Source organism: Paraburkholderia sp. TE9906, from assembly GCF_056279605.1.
The window spans coordinates 146,600-170,394 of the sequence record NZ_JBWCCT010000008.1; the positions used below are offsets into that span (position 1 = coordinate 146,600).

Consider the following 23,795-nt stretch of genomic DNA (forward strand, 5'->3'; position numbering starts at 1 on the left):
ACAGAAGCCACGCCCGTTGCCGTTTCGCCAACCTTTCATCAATGAAAAACACTGACGAAACAGGCAAAGATCTCAATTCACTCCCGATGATATCAGGAAACTCTCCATCCTACCAGGGGTTTAGCGACTGCGCCAGGTCTCCTGGACGATCAGGCGCTCGCCTCGTCCAGTTCGCGGATGTCGTCGCCGGCCAGCATCAGGTGGACGGCCGCCGCGAGGCTTTTGAGCTGGTCCACCGAGGTCGCGCTAGCAATTGGGGCCGTAACACTTGGCCGCGCAATCAGCCAGGCCAGCGCGATGGCGGCCGGCGTGCTGCCGTGCCGTTCGGCGACGCGGTCGAGTGCCCCTAGAATCCGCAAGCCGCGCTCGTTCAGATACTTTTCGACCCGGCTGCCACGCGCCTTGCCGGCCAGATCGGCCTGTGAGCGGTACTTGCCGGACAGAAAACCGCTCGCGAGGCTGTAGTACACGACCACGCCGAGCTGATTGGCAAGTGCCACCGGTTCGATATCACGTTCATATTCGGCGCGGTCGTACAGGTTGTACTCCGGCTGTAGTAGCTGATATTCGGGCAATCCGTGCTGGCGAGCCAAGGCGAGCGCCTCTTCGACGCGCGCGCCGCTGTAGTTCGACGCGCCGATCACCCTCACCTTGCCCGCTTCGATCAGCCTCTGATATGCGCCGAGCGTTTCCGCGAGCGGCGTGTCGGTGTCGTCGTCGTGGGAAAAATAGACGTCGATGTAATCGGTTTGCAGGCGACGCAGCGAATCTTCGACCGCCGCCTGAATATTCGCCGCCGACAAACCCTTGCGCTGCGGATGCTTGGACACCTTGGTGGCGAGCACGATCTTCTCGCGCTTGCCGCTCCGCCGGAACCACTTGCCGAGGATCGTCTCGGACTCGCCGCCCTGATTGCCGGGCACCCAGGCCGAATAGACATCGGCGGTATCGATGAAATCGAGTCCGGCATCGACGAACGCATCGAGAATCGAAAACGAAGCGGCTTCATCGGCGGTCCAGCCAAATACATTGCCGCCGAACATAAGCGGCGCGACCTGCAATTCGGAACGGCCAATCCTGCGCTTTTGCATGCTTTCTCCACGATCGATAACGGGCGAGCGAATGAGAATACGCCCACTTTGGATCAGCTGCAGCGCATCGAACGGATCAGCCAGCAACCGGCCCAGTATTTTTAAGCCCCCCGCTTCACCGCTGGCTTCAGAATTGCGCGACGCGTTGATACTGGTTCGCCTGACGCGTTGCCTGCATGGCCATCCGATATTCAGTCTGCAATTCGCCCTGAGCCAACTGCGCCTCTGCGGCGATCCGGGTATCGATCTCGTGAACCTGCCTGAGCACATCGAGCGCGGCGCCCGCTTGCGATGCGGAGAGCGACATGAGGAGCGGCGAGCGCTCGCTCGCGAACTCCGCCGCCTTTTCCCACTCGGCGACAGCCGCTGCCTGTTCGATGGACTTGGTGAGTTCCCAGATGCGATCGATGCGTGTCGCGAATTCCATGTGAAGTCTCTCTGCTGCGCTCAGTTCTTGTTGTCTGACAGCGCACCGGCGCTGTTCGTGCCGCCGAAGAGTTGCGTCAGATATTGCGAGTTACTGTTCATCGTCGCCATCAGCGTGTTGAGCGCGGTGAACTGCGCGTTGTACGTGCTGGTGAGCTGCGTCTGATAGTTCGTCAGTGACGTCTGTTGCGTCGTGAGGTTGGTCAGGTCCGCGTTGAGCGCATCGGTGCGCGTCTTGATGACGCCGCTATCCGACAGATAGCTCGTGATGTTGGTGTTCAACTGCTCCGCGACGCCGTTGGTGGAGTTGAACAGCGAGGCCACCGTCGACTGGTTGTTCTTCAGTGCGCTGTTCAGTGTGTCGTCGTCGACCGCGAGGGAGCCGTCCGCATTCAGCGTGATACCGATCGAAGCAAGGCTCGTCGTCGAGTTGCCGTTTTTGACACCGGTCGAGACGATGGAGGCCAGCTGGTTCTGCACCATGTTCAGAGTCGAGTCGCCGAGCAGCGCGCCCTGCGATGTCGCAGTCGAGCTGTACGCGGTCAGCGCGCCCATCGTCGTGACGAGCGTGTTGTACAGCGTCACGAACTGGTTGATCGTGTTCGCCTGCGAGGTGGTATCCTGGGCGACCGTCAGTGTCTGGGGCGCGGAACCAGTCGTGTCGACCGAAGCGGCCGAGAGGTTCAGCGTGATGCCGGACAGTGCGGAAGTCACGGTGTTTGTCGAACTGGTGACGCCTGTGCCGTCGATCGTGAAATAGGCGTCCTGCGCGGCCGTCGTCTGGGTCCAGTAGGACGTGCTTTTGACGCCCGTTCCCGAGCCGTCGTCGAGCGTCGACTGATTGGCCGCGAGCTGCGCGCTGGTGGCGCTCGACGTACCGGTCAACGACGTGCCGTTGTTGCTCGACACGGCGAGATTGTTCAGTGCGTCGCTCGCATTCGAGTCGCTGATCTGCACGCTGATCGCGCCCGCGGAACCGGTCGAGGTCGAGTGCAACACGAGGTGGGCGCCGTCCGCGCCGTTGACGACGGTCGCGGAAACACCCGGGTTGTTGCTCGCGCCGTTGATCGCCGCCGCGATGCCAGAGACCGTGCTATTGGAGTTGTCGAGCGAAATCGTCGTGCTCTTGCCACCCACGGAGAGCGTCATCGTGCTCGATCCGGAGGCGAGCGCGGTCTTCGCGTCATAGCCGCTCGACGTCAGCACCTGCGCCGTCGCCACCTGGGCGACGTCAATCGAATATGTACCCGCTACCGCGCCACTGGCCGCCGTGGCCGTGATGCCGGTGCCTGTGCCTGTGCCGCTCATCGTCGCCGTGAAGTCGTTCACGGCAGTGCCGTCCGAGAGAGAGGTCAGTCCGGCTTGCAGCGCGGACAGTGCCGCCGAGAGCGTGCCGTAGGCGGAAATCTGGGTGTTGTCGGTCGTCTGCTCTGCGGCGAGCGTTGCGGCCTGGCCGGCGATCTTGGAGTTGACGAGTGCCGTCACGAGCGAATTCACGTCCATCGACGAATTGGTCGAACCGCTGATGATCGATTGCGCTGCTGCTTGCAGCGCGGCGTTGCTCGCGGCGGTAGTGGCGGCGACGGTGCTGGCGATCGAACTTGCGGTCGAGGATACGGTGGACATGGACGGGCTCCGTGTTTCGGCGATTCCGTGTGAATCGATTCAGATCTGAAAGCGGTAATCGGGAGGCAGGCCTCCCGATGGTTTTGCGTCCCACGCGCCGGGTGGGGCGGGCGGCACGCGTTGCGCTGCTACATGAAGCCGATTACTGCAGGAGCTTCAGGATCTGCTGCGGTTGCGAGTTCGCTTGCGACAGCACCGAGATACCGGCTTGTTGCAGCACTTGCGCCTTGCTCAGGTTAGCCGTTTCTTGCGCGAAGTCGGCGTCCTGGATCGACGATTGTGCCGACGACAGGTCGGTCGACTGGGCCTGCTGCGTCGTGCTGATTGCGGTGAAGCGGTTCTGCGCCGCGCCGAGCGTCGCTTGCAGGTTGTTGACAGCGCTCAGCGCGTTGTCGATGGTCAGCATTGCTGCCGAAGCACCGTCCTTGGTCGAGATGTCGATCTGCGAAACCGAGCTCGACGTGGTCAGCTTGTCGATGGTCGTGCCCACTGCGGCTGTAACCTTGTCCGCAGCCACGACATTCGCGTCAGTCGTGACGCCAGCGTCCGTGACCGCTTCGATGTCGGCCACCATCTGCGCGCCGGTTTCGCCACTCATCGTGGTATTGCCGTTGGCGTCCGTAGCAGGAGCAGTAGTTGCGCTCGCGAAGATGTTGGTAGCAGCAGTGACATTCAAGGCCTGGCCATTCTGGTCCGTGAGGGTGAAGCCGCCATTACCGTCGGCAAGCACGTTGATCTGCGTGATAGTAGCGTTGGCGTTGGCAGCAACCGTGAGCGTATCCGAAGGATCGCCCGCTGCAGCCGGGATCGTGCCCCCCGTAGTTGCCGTGTAGTAGGAAATCGTGGACGCGTCGGTGATAGCGTTGCCGTTCTGGTCCGTGTACGAGACCGCGTTCTTGGAGGAATCCCACGAAGCCGTGATCGACGTGATGCCCGGAGCCGCCGCAGCAGCGCCCGTGTTATCCAGCGAGACCGAGAACGAGCCGAGCGTGTTGCCGGCTGCCGGAACCCCGCCGCCAATCGAAGCAGCGGACATCGACTGCGAGAGATTCAGCGAGATCGACTGACCGACGTTTGCGCCGACCTGGAACGACGTACTGCCCAACGAGCCGTCGAGGACGTTCATGCCGTTGTACGTCGTTTGCGACGCGATACGGTTCACTTCCGAGATTTGCTGCGCCACTTCCTGTTGCAGCGCCGCGCGATCGGTATCGGTCATGCTGCCGTTCGACGCTTGCGTCGCGAGCTGGCGGATACGTTGCAGGCTGCTCGTCAGCGACGAGAGGCCGCTCGATGCGGTTTGCACCATCGACACGCCGTCGTTCGAGTTCGACACACCTTGCGTCAGACCGTTGATCTGGGTCTGCATGATGTTCGAGATGGCTAGGCCTGCTGCGTCGTCCGCTGCGCTGTTGATGCGCTTGCCCGACGACAGACGCGTGATTGCTTGCGACAGTGCGCTGCCCGAGCCGGTCAGGTTCTGCTGTGCAACCAGCGAGTTGATGTTGCTGTTAATTCCGAGCATGAAAATTCTCCTGTTGGGGCCGTCAGCCCGTTACATGCCATATTGATCAAGGCATCAGCGAACGAGGCAGCTATGTTCGTTTGCCGCCCGCCTTGTTTGTGGTAACGGCCCGTCCAGGAAAAACTTTATGGGGACAACACGCATATTCGTCGATTCGGCAGACGAAAACATCGGCACGCCGGATTGCGCAAGCAGGTTGCAAATGCGGGCCTCAAGCCCGCCAGATTGCCGCCGTTAACGACCGGTCAAGGCCGCTAACAGTCGACCCACTCCCGATGGCATCGAGCCTTGGTCTGGCCGCAGCGACACTCATCGGATGGAGCACTGAAACCGGCCGACTCGCGTGCCCGCTCCGGTCAACGCGTCAGCGTCACCGCCAGATACGCGGCGTAGAGCACGCCACACACCAGCAACGCCCACACCTGCACACCGCGCTCACGCACATTGATACGCAGCCACGCGGCCGCGGCCAACGTAATGACGATGCCAGTCACCACTTCGATACGCGGCGTCCACGGCGTCAGCAGAATGCCGATCGCCGGCAGCAGCGTCCCCTGAAAGACCATCGCACCGGTGATGTTGCCAAACGCGAGCGTGTCCTTGCCGCGCCGGATCCACAGGATGCTGTTGACCTTCTCCGGCAACTCCGTGGCGATCGGAATGATCAGCAGCGACAACAGCAGCGGCGACACGCCCACCGCTTGCGACACCCCCCGCACGCCGTGGATGAACCCCTCCGCCCCCCACACCAACAACGCGACGGCCACGATCAGTTGCAGCACGATGGTCGCGAAATTGGTCGGCAAGCCGAGACGCGACAGCAGCATCTTGCCGGGCGCTTCGGTGCCGTGCCCGGCGTCGACGAGCTGATTCGACGCGCGAAACGTCATCACCACGTAAGTCACGTAGACACCCACCAGCGCGACGCTGAAGAGCGCGCGCACGATCATCTGCTCGTGCGGCACGTACATCGCGGCGGCCGCCAGCACGAACGCGCACAGGAAATAGTTGAGGTCCCGCGTGAAGCCGGTGCGCTCCGGCGCGACCCAGCCCTTGACCCCGCGCGCGCCAAGAATGGCGAGCGTCATCAGAAACGTGGACAGCGTGGAGAGCATCAGCGGCGCACCGAGAATCGCGCCGACGCCGATTTCATGGTTGACGGTCTTATCGCTCGAGCTGCCCGCGATAGCAAGCAGCGGCACGAGCGTTTCCGGCAGCGCGGTGCCGACAGCCGCGAACAGCGAGCCAGTCACACCTTCGGAGATTTTCAGACGTTCGCCGAGATGTTCGAGCGCATTGGTGAAGAGTTCGGCTGCCACCAGAATGACGAGCAGCATGATGGCGAGTTCGACAAGCAAACCGGTCATGCAAGGCTCCCGGCGCATGCGTCGAAAGCACGGCTGCTCGCTGGATGATGAGCCGATGCGAAAGCATGCGGGGAATATGTCGGGGCGCTTGACGCAAACCTACGGTGATTCACAGGGCAACTCCACGGTCGGACGTATGTGACGAACCAATGACGCACCGCCACCCGTCCGACCAGAACGAGGCAGTACGACAATGGTCTCGCCAAACCGAACCGGTCGAACGCGCCATGACCCGCAGGCCAAGTATGTTGACGCGCTCTCCTTCAAAGGATGAAGGAAGGCTACTCCCCAGTGACCGGGGGATTCTAATCGCAGGCGCCGCTTTCAACAAGCTTGTGCTGACATGACAGCGGCAACGACGCGCGTTGAATTTTCGCGTCGTGGATAGGACGGCGGGGACTGCGAATGTGGAAATGCGAGTCGATGGAACTGAGGTCACGCCAGATCGACGACTGCGATATGCGACGAACTCGAGGATGCAGTAGAGACGGGGGAGATGAAACGAGGAGAACCAGTGCCGAAATTTCGGCCAGATTTGGTGCGCCCGGCTGGGATCGAACCAGCAACCCCTGCCTTCGGAGGGCAGTACTCTATCCATTGAGCTACGGGCGCTTCAACACGAAAGCGCGGCAACCAGAACGGATGCGACGCCAAAGCGAGACCGCAAGGATACCCGGTTTCGGCCACACCGTCCACCGGACGGCCGATATGGCAGGCTCCGGGCCCTTCCGGCCGCTCCTTGCGCTCCGGGTAAACGCCTGCTGAACAGCCCGCCGCCGCCCTCGCCGCCGTCGAAATCTTGCGTCTATAATCGTCCGTGGCTGATATAGAACAAGAAGTTGCCGTCACGCTGTACCGCTCACATACCCACGGAGACGAGACAAGCATGAGCGAAGCACCACACGGAGCCCCGATCAAAACCCCAGCGCAACTTGTCGCCGCGATCATCGCCGGGTTTGCTGTGCCGATCGTCATCATCGTTCTGCTGGCGGTTTATGTCGATAATTCGACACGTACCGGCGCCGGCACCGACTCTCTCTCCGAAGCCGAAGTCACCGCCCGCATCAAGCCGCTAGCCCAGGTCGAAATTCGCGACGCCAGTGCGCCGCGCGTCTACAGGAGCGGCGAAGAAGTCTATAAAGCCGTTTGCTCCGCATGTCACGCGGCGGGCACGGCGGGCGCGCCGAAATTCACCAATACCGCCGACTGGGCGCCGCGCATCGCGCAGGGCTTCGACACGCTCTGGCACACGGCGCTCGCGGGCAAGGGCGCGATGCCCCCGCGCGGCGGCACCAGCCCGGATGACTACAGCGACTTCGAAATCGCCCGCGCGGTGGCCTACATGGCGAACAATTCCGGCGCGAGCTTCCCCGAACCGGCGCCGCCGGCCGCAGGCGCGGCGGCGGCCTCTGGTGCGGCCGCGGCAGCCGCGCCGGCGGGCGCTTCGGACGCGGGTGCGGCCCAGGCTCAAGCCGCCGCGGCCATGGCCGCGATGGCGAGCGTCCCGCAAGCCGCGGCACCGGCAGCCGGCGCCGCCCAAAGCGCGGATGCGTCGCAAGCCGGCAAGGCGTTGTATCAGCAGGTCTGCCAGGCGTGTCACGCGGCGGGCGTACTCAACGCGCCGAAATTCGGCGACAAGGAAGCCTGGGCGCCGCGCCTGAAGGAGCCGATGGACACGGTCTACAACTACGCGCTGCACGGCAAGGGCGCGATGCCGCCGAAAGGCGGTTCGAGCGCGTCGGATGCCGATGTGAAGGCCGCCGTCGACTACATGGTCAGCGCGGTGAAGTAAGGCTTTCGAGACGCCGCTCGCGGCGTTGGCCGCTAAACAAAAAATCCCTGCACGCGCGGTGATGCGATGCAGGGATTTTTTTATGCGCGATGCGCTTATGCCTGTGTCAGGCACCGATGGTGCGGGTCCGGCGCCCACGCGGGACGGCTGAACGCGTCGGCAAAGGCCAATGCCGGCGTGCTGCGAGCGAGGGCCGTGAAACCCGCGTGCAACGCAGCGGGCGCGAGCCAAGGATAGTCCAGGCTCGCCTGCAATGCGTCGAGCAATGCGCCGTCGGCATCGGGCACCACGTCCATGCGGGCGATATGGATGTCGAAAGAGGTGACGACCGGCGTCTCGTCGAAGGTCCATCGATACACGCCGTGGCCGACGCGCAATGCCCCGCTCGCCGTCTCACGCATCACCACCAGCCAGGGCAGCGCGTCGATCACGCCGGCTTGCACGTCAAGCGAATCGCACACGTAGTAAGTCCGGCATCGCGAGTATTGCGCGCCGAAATCGGTGACGAGCGTTTTCGCGATCGCGTCGCTGCCGACGGTGCGAGCCGGAAACGCGATCGCCGATGTCGCCAGTGAAATGGTAAGCACCGCGTCCGCCGCGAACGCTTCGGCGATGCGTTGGGCGCGGGTGTTGTCTTTCGCGTCGATATAAATGTCGAGTGCGCGGCGATACGGTGCGAGCGGCGGCAAGGTCATGCGGGCGATCTCCCATTCACGCCCGCCGACATTCGGCCGACGAGCCGCGCCACTCTAGCTCAAGCGCTCGGAAAACTGCCGAAGCACTTGCCATGCACAGGGTCTTACGAACCGACGAACGCGACGAATGCGATAAAGCAGCGCGAAGCAGCACAGCACGCACCGCGCCAGGCTACGCGTGCTTCCTCAAGGCTTCTGCAACAGCGCCTTCAAACTCGCGAGCCGGTCTTTCGGCGACATCGGCGCTTCTTCGGGCGTCGGCGGCGGCGCATCGTCGAGCAGCATTTCTGGGATAAAGCGAGACGGCTCGCACACCACCGTCTCTCGCGCGCGCTTGCGCTTCTTGCACCAGTTCAGATGCAAACTGCGCTGCGCCCGCGTGATCGCGACGTACATCAGCCGGCGCTCTTCTTCGATGCGCGCGTCGTCGATCGGTTCGTCGTCGGGGCCGCCGCGATGCGGCATGATGCCTTCCTCGACGCCCACCAGAAACACGTGCGGATACTCCAGCCCCTTCGACGCATGCACAGTCGAAAGCCGCACCGCATCCGGATCTTCCTCGCGGCCTTCGAGCATCGACATCAACGCGACGGTCTGGATCAGGCCGAGAAGATTCTTGCCGGTGTCGCCGAAACCGTCGGCGGTGTCGTAGCCGGTCGCGTCACTGTTGGCGGCGCCCTCCGGCTCGGCCTTGGTGCCCTTGCGCTTGAGCCACTCCATGAACTCCAGCACGTTCTGCCATTTGGCCTGCGCCTGACGTTCGTCGAACGCGTCGTACAGATACGCTTCGTAGTGGATCGCGTCCATCAGTTCGTCGAGCAGCGTGCCGGCCGCGTCCTTCTCGGCGCGATCGGTGAGGCGCTGCATGAAGTCGCAGAACACGCGCATCGGTTCGATCTGACGCGGCGACAAGCGCGCCTCGATGCCGCCCATGTACACCGCCTCGAACAGCGACACCTTCGCCTGGCCGGCAAACGAGCCGAGCGCTTCGAGCGTCGTATTGCCGACGCCGCGGCGCGGCGTGGTGATCGCGCGGATGAACGCGGGGTCGTCATTGGCGTTGGCGATCAGACGCAGATACGCGCAGATGTCCTTGATCTCGGCCTTGTCGAAGAACGACTGGCCGCCGGACAGCACATACGGAATCCGCTCGCGACGCAGCACCTGTTCGAAAATGCGCGCCTGGAAATTACCGCGATACAGGATGGCGTAATCGCGGAAATTCGCGCGCCGCTCGAACTTGTGCGCGGACAGGCGGAACACCACGGACTCCGCCTCGTGCTCTTCGTCGTTGCAGCCCGTGACGGTGATCGTGTCGCCCATGCCGTGTTCGGACCACAGCTTCTTTTCGAACAGCTTCGGATTGTTCGCGATCACGTTGTTCGCGGCGGTCAGAATACGCACCGTCGAGCGGTAATTCTGTTCCAGCTTGATCAGATGCAGCTTCGGAAAATCCTTGCTGAGCTGGCCGAGATTTTCGAGCGTCGCGCCGCGCCAGCCGTAGATCGCCTGGTCGTCGTCGCCGACTGCCGTGAACGCCGCGCGCTTGCCCGCGAGGAGCTTCACCAGTTCGTACTGGCACGCGTTGGTGTCCTGGTACTCGTCGATCAGCAGGTAACGCAGCTTGTTCTGCCAGCGCTCGCGCACCTGCTCGTTCTTCGCGAACAGTTCGGCGGGCAGGCGGATCAGGTCGTCGAAATCGACCGCCTGATACGCGTGCAGCGTCGCCACGTAGTTGCGGTAGACGATCGCGGCCTGATGCTCGTCCTCGTTCGCGGCGATCGCAATCGCCTCCTCGGGCATGATCAGGCCGTTCTTCCACAGCGAGATGATCGACTGGATCTTGCGGATGAAGCCCTTGTCCGTCGAACCGACCTGCTCCTGGATCATGCCGAAGCAGTCGTCCGAATCCATGATCGAGAACTGCGGCTTCAGGCCGACGTGTTCCGCTTCCTGCCGCAGGATCTGCACGCCGAGCGAGTGGAACGTGCACACCGTCAACTGATTGACGGGCACCTTGCGGCCTTCCTTGCCGGGCGTCGTGAGCGTCTTGCCTTCGAGCAGCTTGCCGACGCGCTCGCGCATTTCGGCCGCGGCCTTGTTCGTGAACGTGACGGCGGCGATGTGGCGCGGCTCGAAGCCTTTCGCTTCGATCAGGTGCGCGATTTTCTGCGTGATCACGCGCGTCTTGCCGCTGCCTGCGCCGGCGAGCACGAGACACGGACCGTCAAGATAGCGGACCGCTTCATTTTGAGCGGGGTTCAGGCCTGCGGACATCGTCTGTGGATGGGTGATGCGGTTAGAAGCGGTGGTCGAGGGCACGCCGGCGTGAAATCGCCGGCGGGAGGCCCGGGGGCATGCTGCGCGGCAGCGTCGGCTGGAACGGGCGCCCGCAGGGGTGCGAGGGTATTCCGGTCCGGCGCGGTTTCGCGCGAGAGGAGCGATGTTAACACGGATGTCTGCCATGGACGCCGCGACGGATGCCCCGGCGGTTAGCCGCGACCGGCACCCGGGCCGGCCCAAAGCGCCCCCCGACAATTCACCGCGACGACGCTGACGGTGCGCCTTCAGGACATGCCACAATTACGGTGTTGCGCGCCGTCGCCGCGGTGGCAAAGCGGCGCGCCGTTTTTGCAGGAAGACACGCATGCCCGGATCGCTAAATATTGGATTGATGGGTTACGGTTTTGCTGGCGCGACCTTTCATGCGCCGGTGATCGCACATTGCGGACGCGCAAGCGTCGCCGCCATCGCGACGAGCCAGCCCGAACGCGCGCAGGCCGACTATCCGCACGCGAAAGTCGTGGCCGACCTCGACGCGCTGCTGGCGCTCGACGACATCGATTGCGTCGTGATCGCCACGCCCAACGACACGCACTTCGACCTCGCACGCCGCACCCTGGAAGCCGGCAAGCACGTGGTGGTCGACAAGCCGGTCACGCTGAGCGCCGCCGACGCCCACACGCTTGCCAACATCGCGCTCGCGCGGGGCAAGCTGTTCATGCCGTTCCACAACCGCCGCTGGGACGGCGATTTTCTGACCGTGCGCGATCTGCTCGCCCGCGTGGAACTGGGGCGCGTCACGCAGTACGAATCGCATTTCGACCGCTTCCGGCCGGAAGTGCGGCAGCGCTGGCGCGAAGAGGCGTCGCGCGGCGGCGGCCTGCTGTTCGACCTCGGGCCGCATCTGATCGACCAGGCGTTGGCGCTCTTCGGCGCCCCGCAGACGGTCTCGGCGACGGTGCGCACGCATCGCGACCAGGCGAGCGCGCCGGACTACGTGCACATCCAGCTCGGCTACGGCGAGTTCGAGGTGGTGCTGCACGCGAGCGCGCTGACCGCGCTGGTCGCGCCGCGCTTTGCGATCCACGGCACGCGCGGCAGCTATGTGAAACACGGGCTCGACACGCAGGAAGACCAGCTGAAAGCAGGCCTGCGGCCCGGCGACGAAGGCTTCGGCGCCGGCAATACCGCAGGCTTGCTGCGCGTGCAGGAAGGCGGCCAGGAAGTCGAGCGCGAAGTGCCGACGCGCAATGGCGACTACGCCGGGTTCTATATCGCGGTGGCGGACGCCATCCAGCACGGCGTCGCATTCCCTGTCACGGCTCAGGATGCGGTCGACGTGATGACCATCATCGAGCTCGCGGCGCGCAGCTCGGAAGAAGGCTTGCGCTTGCCGTTCGAGCGCATTCGCTGAGCCATTCGAGCGCGCGGCGCGACGGCTTGTGTACCTAAAACCGCACGAGCCGCCGGGCTCGCGCGGGCAGAAACCCGACGTCTCCGAAAGGAACATAACGTTACAACTCTGCCCGCTCCCCGGTCAGCGCACGGCCGCGCTCATTCGTTGCTACCTGAGTAGCATCTTCACGACAACGACTTCCGGAGAGTCTATGCCTCGTATCACCCGCGCCATTGCAGCAGGCGCCCTGCTCAGTTCTCTCGCCGCCTGCGTGGTGACTCCGCCGCCCGCGCCGACGCCACACCCCACCCAGCAGCAGATCGCGGATCAGCGTCTGCGTCAGGTCGAAGGCCGGATCGACAATCTCGGCCGCCGCATCGACAAACGGGTGAATCAGGGCGACTACCCGCCGCCGCAAGGCGCATCCCTGCATCATCGGCTGGACGTGATCCGCCAGGAAGCGCACGACATGGCCGCGCAACACGGCGGCGGCCTCACCGCCGACGAACAGCGCGTGCTGAATCAGGAGCTGGACAACGCGGCTCACGCGATCGGCGAGTAAGCCGGTTCCGTCATCGAAGCAGCACCGGTGCGCAGCCCAGCGCGGGCAACCTGGCCCGCGTTTTTTTCGCCGACGCGTACCGCAGCCGCCCCCCCTACAGGCCGCCAGCCTCTATTTGACAAGCCCCCGGCCGTCGCGTACATTCGCCGCACGCGTCGGGAGAGCGCGCTGGCCGCCGAATATCGCAGGCCGCGCCGCCGAAGGGGCACACCCGCAAACTCTCAGGCAAAAGGACCGACCGCGTCGAAAAACCCTCGCCAGAAGCAACCTCAAGGCAGCGGTTTTTCGCACTCTGGAGAGCGGCAGTAGCCATCTGCGTTTTGGCAACATCACGCAGATTCGGGCAGGCTGCCCACCGAAGGGGCGCGCGTGTCATCGTGGCGGAGCAACGTTCACGGTCGCGCAATCTCTCAGGTATCGAGGACAGAGGGGTCATGCAGAACCACGCTCGCAGGCACCTTGCCGCGAGGCGTAGCGCCGCATGGCCTTTTTTGTTTCGCGAGACGCCCGAGGCCCCATGACCGAACTCAAACACACCCCGCTCAACGCCACCCATCGTGCGCTCAATGCCCGCATGGTCGATTTCGGCGGCTGGGACATGCCCGTCAACTACGGCTCGCAGATCGACGAACACCGCGCCGTGCGCACCGACGCCGGCATGTTCGATGTCTCGCACATGTGCGTGGTCGACTTCACCGGCGAGCGCGTGCGCGCTTTCTTCGAATACGCGCTGGCCAATAACGTCGGCAAGCTGCAAACGCCCGGCCGCGCGCTCTATTCCTGTCTGCTGAACCCGAACGGCGGCGTGATCGACGATCTGATCGTCTATTACTTCAGCGAAGACCACTTCCGCGTGGTCGTCAACGCCGGCACCGCCGAGAAAGACATCGCCTGGTTCGGCCAGCTCAACGCCGACGGCGGCTTCGGCCTGACCATCACGCCGCGCCGCGACTTCGCGATCGTCGCCGTGCAAGGCCCGAACGCGCGCGAGAAAGTCTGGCAAACGGTGCCCGCCGCACGCGCCGCCACCGAAGCTCTGAAGCCGTTCAACGCGGCGCGCGTCGAAGGCACGCCGTTCGGCGAACTGACCGTCGCGCGCACCGGCTACACCGGCGAAGACGGTTTCGAGATCATCGTGCCGGCGGACCACGTAGAGGCGCTATGGAACGCGCTGCACGCGCAAGGCGTGCGCCCGGCCGGCCTCGGCGCGCGCGACACGCTGCGCCTCGAAGCCGGCATGAACCTGTACGGCCAGGATATGGACGACAACGTCTCGCCGCTCGACGCCGGCCTCGCCTGGACCGTCGATCTGACCTCGCCGCGCGACTTCGTCGGCAAGGGCAAGCTCGAAGCCGACGGTTCGAAGGCAGCATTCGTCGGTCTGATCCTGCTGAAGGAAAACGGCAAGGCGGCAGGTGTGCTGCGCGCGCATCAGAAAGTCCTCACGCCGCAGGGCGAAGGCGAAATCACCAGCGGCACTTTTTCCCCGACGATGCAGGAATCGATCGCCTTCGCGCGCGTGCCCAAGGGCGTGCAGCCGGGCGACACCGTTCACGTCCAGATTCGAGACAAGGCCGTTCCCGCAAGCGTGGTAAAACTGCCATTCGTGCGCAACGGCAAGGTGCTGGCCGTTTAAGCAGCCGCGCGCACGCCCCCTCTTTTTAAGCCAATACCGAATCACACCGCACAGGAGCATCCGATGAGCATCCCGGCCGACCTCAAATACACCGAATCGCACGAATGGGTCCGCACCGAAGCGGACGGCACGCTGACGGTCGGCATCACCGACCACGCGCAGGAAGCGCTCGGCGACATCGTCTTCTTCGAAGTCCAGCAACTGGGTAAGACCGTGACGGCGGGCGACACCGTTGCCGTGATCGAATCGGTGAAGGCCGCTTCCGACATCTACGCGCCGGTCTCGGGCGAGATCATCGAAGCGAACTCGGCCGTGGCCGACTCGCCCGACTCGGTCAACAGCATGCCGTACGAAAGCTGGCTCTTCAAGATCAAGCCGGCCGCCGACGCGACGCAAGATCGCCTGATCGACGCCGACGCGTACACGAAGTCGATCGGCGCCTGATCTGATTCACCTTTACGTTTAACCCGCCAGGTGCGGCGCGTCCCTCTCGAAGCCCAGGGATAGCCGCACCGCCAGGAACACCCATGAAGCTCGAACACCCGGATCGTCTGATGAACCGCACTCCTCTCTCGCTCGCCGCGCTCGAAGTGCATGACGCCTTCGCCGAACGGCATATCGGCCCGGATTCCGCCGACCAGGAAGCGCTGCTCGAAGCCCTCGGCTTCGCCTCGCGCGCCGCGCTGATCGACGCCGTGATTCCGAAGACGATCCGCCGCACCGAAACGCTGCCGCTCGGTCCCTTCGCGCAACCGAAGAGCGAGGCCGAAGCCCTCGCCGCGCTGCGCGAACTCGCGGACAAGAACCAGGTGTTCCGCTCGTATATCGGGCAGGGCTATTACAACGCGCACACCCCGACGGTGATCCTGCGCAACGTGCTGGAAAATCCGGCGTGGTACACCGCGTACACGCCGTATCAGCCGGAAATTTCGCAAGGCCGTCTGGAAGCGCTGTTGAACTTCCAGCAGATGATCGTCGACCTGACGGGTCTCGCGATCTCGAACGCGTCGCTGCTCGACGAAGCCACCGCCGCCGCCGAAGCGATGACGCTGCTGCAACGTGTGGGCAAGCCGAAGTCGAACGTGTTCTTCGTCGCCGACGACGTGCTGCCGCAAACCATCGAAGTGGTGAAGACGCGCGCCACGCCGGTCGGCATCGAAGTGAAAGTCGGACCCGCCGCTGAAGCCGCGAACTCGAACGCATTCGGCGTGCTGCTGCAATACCCGGGCGTGAACGGCGACGTGCGCGACTACCGCGCGCTGACCGAAGCGATCCACGCAGCGGGCGGCCACGTGGTGGTCGCCGCCGACCTGCTCGCACTGACCGTGCTTACGCCGCCGGGCGAATGGGGCGCGGACGTGGCCGTCGGCAATACGCAGCGCTTCGGCGTACCGGTCGGTTTTGGCGGCCCGCATGCCGCCTATCTCGCGGTGCGCGACGAATTCAAGCGTCAGATGCCGGGGCGTCTCGTCGGCGTGACCGTCGATGCGCAAGGCAACCCCGCGCTGCGTCTCGCGCTGCAAACGCGCGAACAACATATCCGCCGCGAGAAGGCCACCTCGAACGTGTGTACCGCGCAAGCGCTGCTCGCGATCATGGCCAGCATGTACGCGGTCTATCACGGCCCGCACGGTCTGAAGACCATCGCGCTGCGCGTGAACCGCATCGCCGCGCTGCTCGCCGAAGGCGCGAAGCAGCTCGGCTACACGCTCGTCAACGAAACCTTCTTCGACACGCTCACGTTCGACACCGGCGCGCGCACGCAAGCGCTGCTCGACGCCGCCACCGCGAGGCGCATCAACCTGCGCCGCGTGAGCGCGACGCAAGTGGGCCTGTCGATCGACGAAACCACGACGCGCCACGATCTGGCCGATCTGCTCGCGGTCTTCGCGCAAGCCGCCTTCGCGAGCGAGGTGCCGCAAGTCGACGCGCTCGACGCCGCGATGGCTGCTTCGAACACCGCCTCGGTACCGGCTGCGCTCGAGCGCACCAGCGCGTACCTCACGCACCACGTGTTCAACCGTCATCATTCGGAGACGGAAATGCTGCGCTATCTGCGCAGTCTGTCGGACAAGGACCTCGCGCTCGACCGCTCGATGATCCCGCTCGGCTCGTGCACGATGAAGCTGAACGCGACCTCGGAAATGCTGCCGGTCACGTGGCCCGAATTCGGCCAGATCCATCCGTTCGCGCCGGCCGAGCAAACCGTCGGCTACCGCGAAATGATCGATCAGCTCGAAGAGATGCTGGTCGCCGCAACCGGTTATGCCGCCGTTTCGCTGCAACCGAATGCCGGCTCGCAAGGCGAGTACGCGGGTCTCCTGATCATCCACGCGTATCACGCGTCGCGCGGCGAAGCGCATCGCAACGTCTGCCTGATTCCCGCTTCGGCGCACGGCACGAACCCGGCATCGGCGCAGATGGCCGGTATGCAGGTCGTGGTGGTCGCCTGCGACGCGCAAGGCAATGTCGATATCGAAGACCTGAAGAAGAAGGCCGCTCAGCACGCCGACAAGCTCGCGGCGATCATGATCACGTATCCGTCCACGCACGGCGTGTTCGAAGCGAACGTGCGCGAAATCTGCGAGATCGTGCATGCGCACGGCGGCCAGGTGTACGTGGACGGCGCGAACATGAACGCGATGGTCGGTCTGTGCGCGCCGGGCCAGTTCGGCGGCGACGTCTCGCACCTGAACCTGCACAAGACCTTCTGCATTCCGCACGGCGGCGGCGGACCAGGCGTCGGTCCGGTCGCGGTCGGGGCGCACCTCGCGCAGTTCCTGCCGAACCAGATCTCGTCGGGCTATGAGCGCGCGCCGAACGGTATCGGCGCGGTGTCGGGCACACCGTACGGCTCCGCATCGATCCTGCCGATCTCGTGGATGTACATCGCGATGATGGGCGCGAAGAACCTGACCGCCGCCACCGAAACCGCGATCCTCAACGCGAACTACCTCGCGAACAAACTCGCGCCGCACTATCCGGTGCTGTATTCGGGCCCGGGCGGACTGGTCGCGCACGAGTGCATTCTCGATCTGCGTCCGTTGAAGGAAACCAGCGGCATCACCGTGGACGACGTCGCCAAGCGCCTCGCCGACTACGGTTTCCACGCGCCGACGATGAGCTTCCCGGTGCCGGGTACGTTGATGGTCGAGCCGACCGAATCGGAATCGAAGGAAGAACTCGACCGCTTCATCGAAGCGATGATCGCGATCCGCGACGAAATTCGCGCGGTCGAAGAAGGCCGCTCGGATCGTGAGGACAATCCGCTGAAGCACGCGCCGCACACCGCTGCCGTGGTGATCGCCGACGACTGGAAGCATGCGTATGCACGCGAAACCGCCGCGTATCCGCTGCCCACGTTGATCGCGAAGAAGTACTGGCCGCCGGTCGGCCGTGCGGACAACGTGTACGGCGACCGCAATCTGTTCTGCTCCTGCGTGCCGATCGCCGACTACGAGTAAGCGCACGGCGCATCGCCCTCTGTCCGAACGGGCGGCAGGGCGGTGCGCGGTTCCACCCGGGCTTCTGTCGCTCGTGGCCGCAAACGGCTAACATCACACACCGAATCAGCCTAACGAGGAGTTTCGCATGGCGCGAAAGGTGCGATCGATGCAAAGCGGGGCCGCAGCGACGCGAGCCCGCCCGTGGCGGCAAACGTGCGTCTTGATGCTGGCGGGCGCGGCGGCGCTGCTGCCGCTGCGGCAAGCGCAGGCCGCGATGAATTTCTGTGCGGCGCCCGCGTTGCAGACCAGCGAGCGCACCAACGCCGATCCCGGCGTGAAGGCGCTCGTGAGCAACGTGCAAACGCATCTGAACGCGCAGCCGCATGCGCTCGCGAAGCTGCATACCGAGGGCACGCTGCCGCACGAGGGCATCTACGATCAGAGCGTCGAAGCGGAGAAGGATCTCGATCTGCTGCGCGACGCCGCGCTCGCCTGGCGTGCGACCAGCGACGACCGGTTTCTGAAGCTCGTCGACCGCCTGCTGTACGCGTGGGTCACGACTTATCAGCCGAGTTTCAATCCGATCGACGAAACCCATTTCGAAGGGCTGATCCTCGCGTACGACATGACCGCGAGCGCGTTGCCCGTGAAGACGCGCAACGCGGCAATGGCGTTCCTGACGAAGCTCGCGAACGGTTACATCGCGCAGATCGACGCCCAGCCGCGGCCGCTGAAAGGCACGTTCCGCAACAATTGGCAAAGCCACCGGATCAAGCTGATCGCGATGGCGGCGTTCACGCTCGACAACCGCAAGATGATCACCGCGGCGCAGCGTCTGTTCGTCGAGCATATCGGCGACAACATCGCGCCGGACGGCGCGACCGTCGACTTCAGCGAACGCGACGCGCTGCACTACGTCACCTACGATTTGCAGCCGCTCGTGATGGCCGCGCTTGCCGCGCGCCGCCACAACCGCAACTGGCTGCAGGAGAAAGGCGCCAACGGCGCCACGCTGCTGGCCGCGCTCAACTGGCTGGCGCCGTTCGCGTCCGGCAGTCAGAAGCATGAAGAATTCGTGCATTCGAGCGTCCCGTTCGATGCAAAACGTCGCGAGGCCGGCTTGCCTGGCTACTCGGGTCCATGGGACCCGAAGAACGCAACGGAACTGTTTCACCTGGCCGCGCGTCTCGACGGACGCTTTACGCCAATCGCGCTACAGCTCGCACCGACGCCACCCGCGTGGCTCGCCGTGTGCTTGCCGCTGCCGGCGCGCTAACATCTACTTATCAGCAGGGAGCAGTCAATGGCAGTCAGCGTGTTCGATCTCTTCAAAATCGGCATTGGTCCGTCCAGTTCGCATACGGTCGGGCCGATGCGCGCGGCGCTGATGTTCGTTCAAGGGCTCGAACGCGACGGACTGCTGGACGCAACCGCGTCGGTGAAGGTAGATCTGTACGGATCGCTCGGCGCGACCGGCAAGGGCCACGGCACGGATCGCGGCGTGATGCTCGGCCTGATGGGTGACGCGCCCGACACCGTCGACCCGGACACTATCGCGCAACGTCTCGACGCGGTGCGGGTGTCGCGCAAGCTGCCGCTGCTCGGCACACACGAAGTGCCGTTCGTGCAGAAGGATCACATTTCGTTTTATCGCCAGGCGTTGGCCGAGCATCCGAACGGGCTGAAGTTGCACGCGTTCGATGCACAAGGCGAGACGCTACGCGCGTCGACCTATCTGTCGGTGGGCGGCGGCTTCGTGGTGACGGCCGGCGCGCCGAACACGAAAGTGCTGAGCGCCGTCGATCAATTGCCGCACTCGTTTCGCACCGGCAATGAATTGCTCGCGCTGTGCGCGTCGACCGGCAAGAGCATCGCTCAGTTGATGTGGGACAACGAGCGCGTGTGGCATACCGAAGAAGAAACGCGCGCCGGCTTGCTGAAAATCTGGGACGTGATGCAATCGTGCGTCGCGCGCGGCTGCGGCATCAACAACCCCGACGCCGATGGCAACTTGCCCGGGCCTTTTCAGGTGAAGCGTCGCGCGCCGCAGCTGTATCGCGCGCTGTCCGGCAATCCTGAACTCGCGCTGCGTGATCCGTTGTCGATGATCGACTGGATCAATCTCTACGCAATCGCGGTCAACGAAGAAAACGCCGCGGGCGGCCGCGTCGTCACCGCGCCGACCAACGGCGCCGCCGGCATCATTCCGGCCGTGCTGCATTACTACACGCGCTTCATGCCGGGCTCGAACCAGCAGGGCGTGATCGACTTCCTGATGACGGCAGCGGCCATCGGCATTCTGTACAAGCTGAACGCCTCGATTTCCGGCGCGGAAGTGGGCTGCCAGGGCGAGGTGGGCGTGGCCTGCTCGATGGCGGCAGGCGCGCTTGCCGCCGTGATGGGCGGCACGCCGAAGCAGGTCGAGAACGCCGCGGAAATCGGCATGGAACATAACCTTGGACTGACCTGCGATCCGGTCGGCGGGATGGTGCAGATTCCGTGCATCGAACGCAACGCGATGGCGTCGGTGAAAGCGGTCAACGCGGCGCGCATGGCATTGCGCGGCGACGGCAGCCACTATGTGTCACTCGATTCGGTCATCAAGACCATGCGCGAAACCGGCGCGGATATGAAGACCAAGTACAAGGAAACCTCGCGGGGCGGGCTGGCGGTGAATATCGTCGAGTGTTGATCACACGCATTCATTGCACATGACGACGCGGGCCACGGCCCGCGTTTTTCATTTTGCGTGCTCACGCTCTTTGCGCTTCAGGTTCGCGCCTCGTCGGACAGGACAGTTGCGCTGCGCCATGACAGCGCACGCGCGCTCGGCGTAAGCTGTCGAAGCGCCCACCGGCCCGCACCTCACGCGGCGTCGATGCGGCACTATCCGATCGCACTCACGTACTGCCTGGAGGCTTCTTCGCAATGTCGCAGCCGAATGCTCCCGTTTCAGATTCCAACCTTGCTCGCACGACCGGTGCGCGTCTCGTCGTCGATGCTTTGCTCACGCATGGCGTCGAACGCGTTTTCTGCGTTCCCGGGGAAAGTTTTCTCGCTGTGCTCGATTCGCTGTACGACGAGACCGGGCGCATCCAGACCATTGTGTGCCGCCACGAAGCCGCCGCGGCGAACATGGCGGAGGCGGTCGGCAAACTGACCGGCCGCCCGGGCGTCGCGCTCGTCACGCGCGGGCCGGGCGCGACGCACGCGTCGATCGGCGTGCATACCGCGTTTCAGGATTCCACACCGATGATCCTGCTGATCGGTCAATGCGCACGTGAGCATCTCGACCGCGAGGCTTTCCAGGAAATCGACTATCGGCGCATGTTCGGCCAGATGGCGAAGTGGGTCGCGCAAATCGACGACCCGAAACGCATTCCCGAATATCTGAGCCACGCGTTTCACACGGCGACCTCAGGTCGGCCGGGGCCCGTCGTGCTGTCGTTGCCGGAAGACGTGTTGAGCGATGCATGCGATGCCGTGGCCGGCGTGCCGGCTTATCAACGCGTGGCGGCGTCGCCGTCGGCCGCGCAGATCGACAAGCTGCGTGAGTTGCTCGAAGGCTCGCAGCGGCCCATGGTGATCGCGGGCGGCAGCGGCTGGACGCCGGCCGCATGTGCGGACTTGCGGCGCTTCGTCGAGAACTGGCAACTGCCGATCGGCCTCGCGTTCCGCTTTCAGGACACGCTCGACAACGAACATCCGAACTACGCGGGCGACGTCGGCCTCGGCATCAATCCGGCGCTGGCGCAGCGTATCCGCGATGCCGATCTGTTGCTCGTGCTTGGCCCGCGCATGGGCGAAGCGACGACGAACGGCTACACGCTGCTCGACATTCCGAAGACGAAGCAGACGCTCGTGCACGTGCATCAGGGCGCGGAAGAGTTGGGGCGTGTGTACGTCGCGGATCTGCCGATCGTCTCCGGCATGCCGGAACTGGCTGCGGCGCTGGCGGCGTTGCAGCCATCGTCCGGCCAGCCGGCGTGGGCCGGTGCGGCCGAGGATGCGCATCGCGCGTATCTCGAGTGGCGCAAGCCGCGCCCGATTCCCGGCGACGTGCAAATGGGCGAAGTGATTCAGCAGTTGCGCGCGCATCTGCCGGAGGACGCGATCCTCACGAACGGCGCGGGCAATTACGCGACGTGGCTGCATCGGCACTTTTCATATCGGCACTATCGCTCGCAACTCGCGCCGACGAGTGGTGCGATGGGCTACGGCGTGCCGGCGGCAATCGCGGCGAAGTCGCTGTATCCGCAGCGGGCGGTCGTCGCGCTCGCCGGCGACGGCTGCTTCATGATGGCCGCGCAGGAACTCGCGACGGCGATGCAGTATGACCTTCATGTGCTTTTCATTGTCGTGAACAACAGCCACTTCGGCACGATCCGGATGCACCAGGAGCGGCACTATCCGAACCGCGTGCACGGCACCGGGCTCACGAATCCGGACTTTGCAGCGTTCGCGCGGTCGTTCGGCGCACATGGCGAAACGGTGGAGCGGACGGAGGATTTTCTGCCGGCCTTGCAACGCGCGATGAACGCGCAGCGCGCGGCGGTGATCGAGATTCGCATGCCGCAGGAAGCGAGCACGCCGGGCGCGACGTTGGAACAGATTCGCGAGCAGGGGAGGAAAATGCGGGGGGAGTAGGGGGCTTGTGTGAAGAGCAGGTTCGGAACAACTGCCCCATAAAAAAACCCCGCCGAAGCGGGGTTTCTTCCGACGTCCGACGTCAAAGCAAGCAGCAACCTCCGCTTACTTCCCGCCCACGCTTTGCAGCGTGGTCCACTTGCCGTCGACCACCTTGTACAGCGTGATGCCGCCGTTCTTCAGATCGCCGCGGCTGTCATACGCGAGGTTCGACGACGTCACCGCCGGCATCGAGGTCTTCGCGAGCACCGGCAGGTACTTGGCCGGATCGGTCGAGTTTGCAGTCTTCATCGCGGCAAACATCGCCATTGCGCCGTCGTAAGCGTACGGCGAGTACGTTTGCACGTCTTCGTTGAAACGCTTCTTGTACTTCGCGACGTAGTCCTTGCCGCCCGGCATTTCTTCCAGCGGCAGGCCGGCAAGCGACGCCACCGTGCCGTTCGCCGCGTCGCCCGCGAGCTTGATGAAGGTCGGCGTGTGAACCATCTCCCCACCCATCAGCGGCGCCTTCACGCCAAGCTGCTTCATCTGCTTGGCCATCGGTGCCGCTTGCGAATCCGCGCCGCCGTAGTAGATCAGATCCGGGTTCGTGGACTTGAGCTTGGTCAGGATCGACTTGAAATCGACAGCCTTGTCGTTCGTGTATTCACGATCGACGATCGTCGCGCCCGCCGCCTTCGCCGCCTTTTCGAACTGATCTGCCAGACCCTGGCCGTAAGCCGTGCGGTCGTCGACGATCGCGATCTTCTTCATGCCCAGATTCTTGACCGCGAACGCGCCGGCGACCGAGCCTTGCTGCGTGTCGGACGTCATCATGCGGAACGTGGTCTTGAAGCCTTGCTGCGTGTATTCCGGCGCCGTCGCCATCGCGATCTGCGGGATGCCTGCGTTCGCGTAGATGCGCGAAGCCGGGATCGTGGTGCCCGAATTGAAGTGACCGAGCATGCCCTTGATGCCGTCGTCCACCAGCTTTTGCGCGACGGTCGTGCCGGTGCGCGGGTCAGCCTGGTCGTCGGCCGAATCCAACACGAAGCGAACCTGCTTGCCGCCGATCACCGGCTTGGTCGCGTTCATCTCTTCCACTGCCAGCGTGATGCCGTTCTGGAAGTCCTTGCCGTAGTGAGCCTGTGCGCCCGTCATCGGACCGGCGAAACCCACCTTCACGTCTTCCGTCGATTGCGCGTTGGCCGTCCCCGCCAGCGACATTGCCGCAACCAGCGCTGCGCCTGCCAGCTGTTTCATCTTGTGTTGCATAGCTTCTCCTTGGTACCAGGTGTAGATGGAGCGATATCGGGGTCGCCGT

General features: G+C 64.2%; 17 protein-coding genes, 1 tRNA gene and 3 riboswitches. Of the genes, 9 read left to right on the forward strand and 9 right to left on the reverse strand.

All coding sequences use genetic code 11. The features are described 5' to 3' along the window. Positions 1 to 149: 149 nt before the first annotated feature. The 6 genes from ACZ9H4_RS22635 to ACZ9H4_RS22660 form a co-directional block, all read right to left on the reverse strand. On the reverse strand, positions 150 to 1,091 hold the full coding sequence (locus ACZ9H4_RS22635) for an aldo/keto reductase (RefSeq protein WP_476120960.1): 942 nt from the start codon (positions 1,089 to 1,091) through the stop codon (positions 150 to 152). Positions 1,092 to 1,218: 127 nt separating this feature from the next. Beyond that, positions 1,219 to 1,518, reverse strand: coding sequence for a flagellar protein FliT (gene fliT / locus ACZ9H4_RS22640; RefSeq protein ID WP_476120962.1), 300 nt, complete (start codon positions 1,516 to 1,518; stop codon positions 1,219 to 1,221). Between the two features lie 20 nt (positions 1,519 to 1,538). Then, positions 1,539 to 3,143: a flagellar filament capping protein FliD gene (fliD, locus tag ACZ9H4_RS22645; protein WP_476120964.1), complete on the reverse strand. Its 1,605-nt coding sequence runs from the start codon at positions 3,141 to 3,143 to the stop codon at positions 1,539 to 1,541. A 142-nt stretch (positions 3,144 to 3,285) separates the two neighbouring features. Then, positions 3,286 to 4,668 carry a flagellin N-terminal helical domain-containing protein gene (locus tag ACZ9H4_RS22650; RefSeq protein ID WP_476120966.1) on the reverse strand — a complete coding sequence of 461 codons (1,383 nt, stop codon included), beginning with the start codon at positions 4,666 to 4,668 and terminating at the stop codon, positions 3,286 to 3,288. Between the two features lie 356 nt (positions 4,669 to 5,024). Then, the gene (locus ACZ9H4_RS22655; RefSeq protein WP_476120968.1) at positions 5,025 to 6,035 is read right to left on the reverse strand and encodes a sodium:calcium antiporter; all 1,011 of its coding nucleotides are present in this window, start codon (positions 6,033 to 6,035) and stop codon (positions 5,025 to 5,027) included. A gap of 134 nt (positions 6,036 to 6,169) precedes the next feature. Continuing rightward, positions 6,170 to 6,337: riboswitch (yybP-ykoY riboswitch) on the reverse strand. Positions 6,338 to 6,571: 234 nt separating this feature from the next. Then, a tRNA-Arg gene (locus ACZ9H4_RS22660) sits at positions 6,572 to 6,647 on the reverse strand. Positions 6,648 to 6,921: 274 nt separating this feature from the next. Here ACZ9H4_RS22660 and ACZ9H4_RS22665 point away from each other — a divergent pair. Further along, positions 6,922 to 7,827, forward strand: coding sequence for a c-type cytochrome (locus ACZ9H4_RS22665; protein WP_476120970.1), 906 nt, complete (start codon positions 6,922 to 6,924; stop codon positions 7,825 to 7,827). A gap of 95 nt (positions 7,828 to 7,922) precedes the next feature. Here the strand turns inward: ACZ9H4_RS22665 and ACZ9H4_RS22670 are convergent, their stop codons facing one another. After that, a complete protein-coding gene (locus ACZ9H4_RS22670) occupies positions 7,923 to 8,522 on the reverse strand; it encodes a hypothetical protein (protein WP_476120972.1) in 600 nt (199 codons plus the stop codon). A gap of 186 nt (positions 8,523 to 8,708) precedes the next feature. Continuing rightward, positions 8,709 to 10,799 carry a UvrD-helicase domain-containing protein gene (locus ACZ9H4_RS22675; RefSeq protein WP_408139963.1) on the reverse strand — a complete coding sequence of 697 codons (2,091 nt, stop codon included), beginning with the start codon at positions 10,797 to 10,799 and terminating at the stop codon, positions 8,709 to 8,711. A 370-nt stretch (positions 10,800 to 11,169) separates the two neighbouring features. Here ACZ9H4_RS22675 and ACZ9H4_RS22680 point away from each other — a divergent pair, with 370 nt between their 5' ends. The 8 genes from ACZ9H4_RS22680 to ACZ9H4_RS22715 all read left to right on the forward strand — a co-directional run bounded on the left by ACZ9H4_RS22680 (position 11,170) and on the right by ACZ9H4_RS22715 (position 22,492). Then, positions 11,170 to 12,219, forward strand: a complete 1,050-nt coding sequence (locus ACZ9H4_RS22680) for an oxidoreductase (RefSeq protein ID WP_408139962.1) — start codon at positions 11,170 to 11,172, stop codon at positions 12,217 to 12,219. A gap of 193 nt (positions 12,220 to 12,412) precedes the next feature. Then, positions 12,413 to 12,763, forward strand: coding sequence for a hypothetical protein (locus ACZ9H4_RS22685; RefSeq protein ID WP_408139960.1), 351 nt, complete (start codon positions 12,413 to 12,415; stop codon positions 12,761 to 12,763). A gap of 146 nt (positions 12,764 to 12,909) precedes the next feature. Further along, positions 12,910 to 13,010: riboswitch (glycine riboswitch) on the forward strand. Positions 13,011 to 13,045: 35 nt separating this feature from the next. Then, positions 13,046 to 13,200: riboswitch (glycine riboswitch) on the forward strand. Between the two features lie 80 nt (positions 13,201 to 13,280). Beyond that, positions 13,281 to 14,399, forward strand: coding sequence for a glycine cleavage system aminomethyltransferase GcvT (gene gcvT / locus ACZ9H4_RS22690; RefSeq protein WP_476120975.1), 1,119 nt, complete (start codon positions 13,281 to 13,283; stop codon positions 14,397 to 14,399). 63 nt (positions 14,400 to 14,462) lie between these two features. After that, the gene (gene gcvH, locus ACZ9H4_RS22695; RefSeq protein WP_476120977.1) at positions 14,463 to 14,843 is read left to right on the forward strand and encodes a glycine cleavage system protein GcvH; all 381 of its coding nucleotides are present in this window, start codon (positions 14,463 to 14,465) and stop codon (positions 14,841 to 14,843) included. A gap of 83 nt (positions 14,844 to 14,926) precedes the next feature. Then, entirely contained in the window at positions 14,927 to 17,863 is a 2,937-nt protein-coding gene (gcvP, locus tag ACZ9H4_RS22700; protein ID WP_408139957.1) for an aminomethyl-transferring glycine dehydrogenase, read from the forward strand. 127 nt (positions 17,864 to 17,990) lie between these two features. Then, entirely contained in the window at positions 17,991 to 19,121 is a 1,131-nt protein-coding gene (locus ACZ9H4_RS22705) for an alginate lyase family protein (RefSeq protein WP_408139956.1), read from the forward strand. A 27-nt stretch (positions 19,122 to 19,148) separates the two neighbouring features. Continuing rightward, positions 19,149 to 20,537: an L-serine ammonia-lyase gene (locus ACZ9H4_RS22710; protein ID WP_408139954.1), complete on the forward strand. Its 1,389-nt coding sequence runs from the start codon at positions 19,149 to 19,151 to the stop codon at positions 20,535 to 20,537. Between the two features lie 236 nt (positions 20,538 to 20,773). Beyond that, the gene (locus ACZ9H4_RS22715) at positions 20,774 to 22,492 is read left to right on the forward strand and encodes a thiamine pyrophosphate-binding protein (RefSeq protein WP_476120980.1); all 1,719 of its coding nucleotides are present in this window, start codon (positions 20,774 to 20,776) and stop codon (positions 22,490 to 22,492) included. Between the two features lie 105 nt (positions 22,493 to 22,597). Here ACZ9H4_RS22715 and ACZ9H4_RS22720 read toward each other — a convergent pair whose 3' ends face one another. Further along, positions 22,598 to 23,746 carry a branched-chain amino acid ABC transporter substrate-binding protein gene (locus tag ACZ9H4_RS22720; protein WP_408139950.1) on the reverse strand — a complete coding sequence of 383 codons (1,149 nt, stop codon included), beginning with the start codon at positions 23,744 to 23,746 and terminating at the stop codon, positions 22,598 to 22,600. Positions 23,747 to 23,795 lie beyond the last annotated feature (49 nt).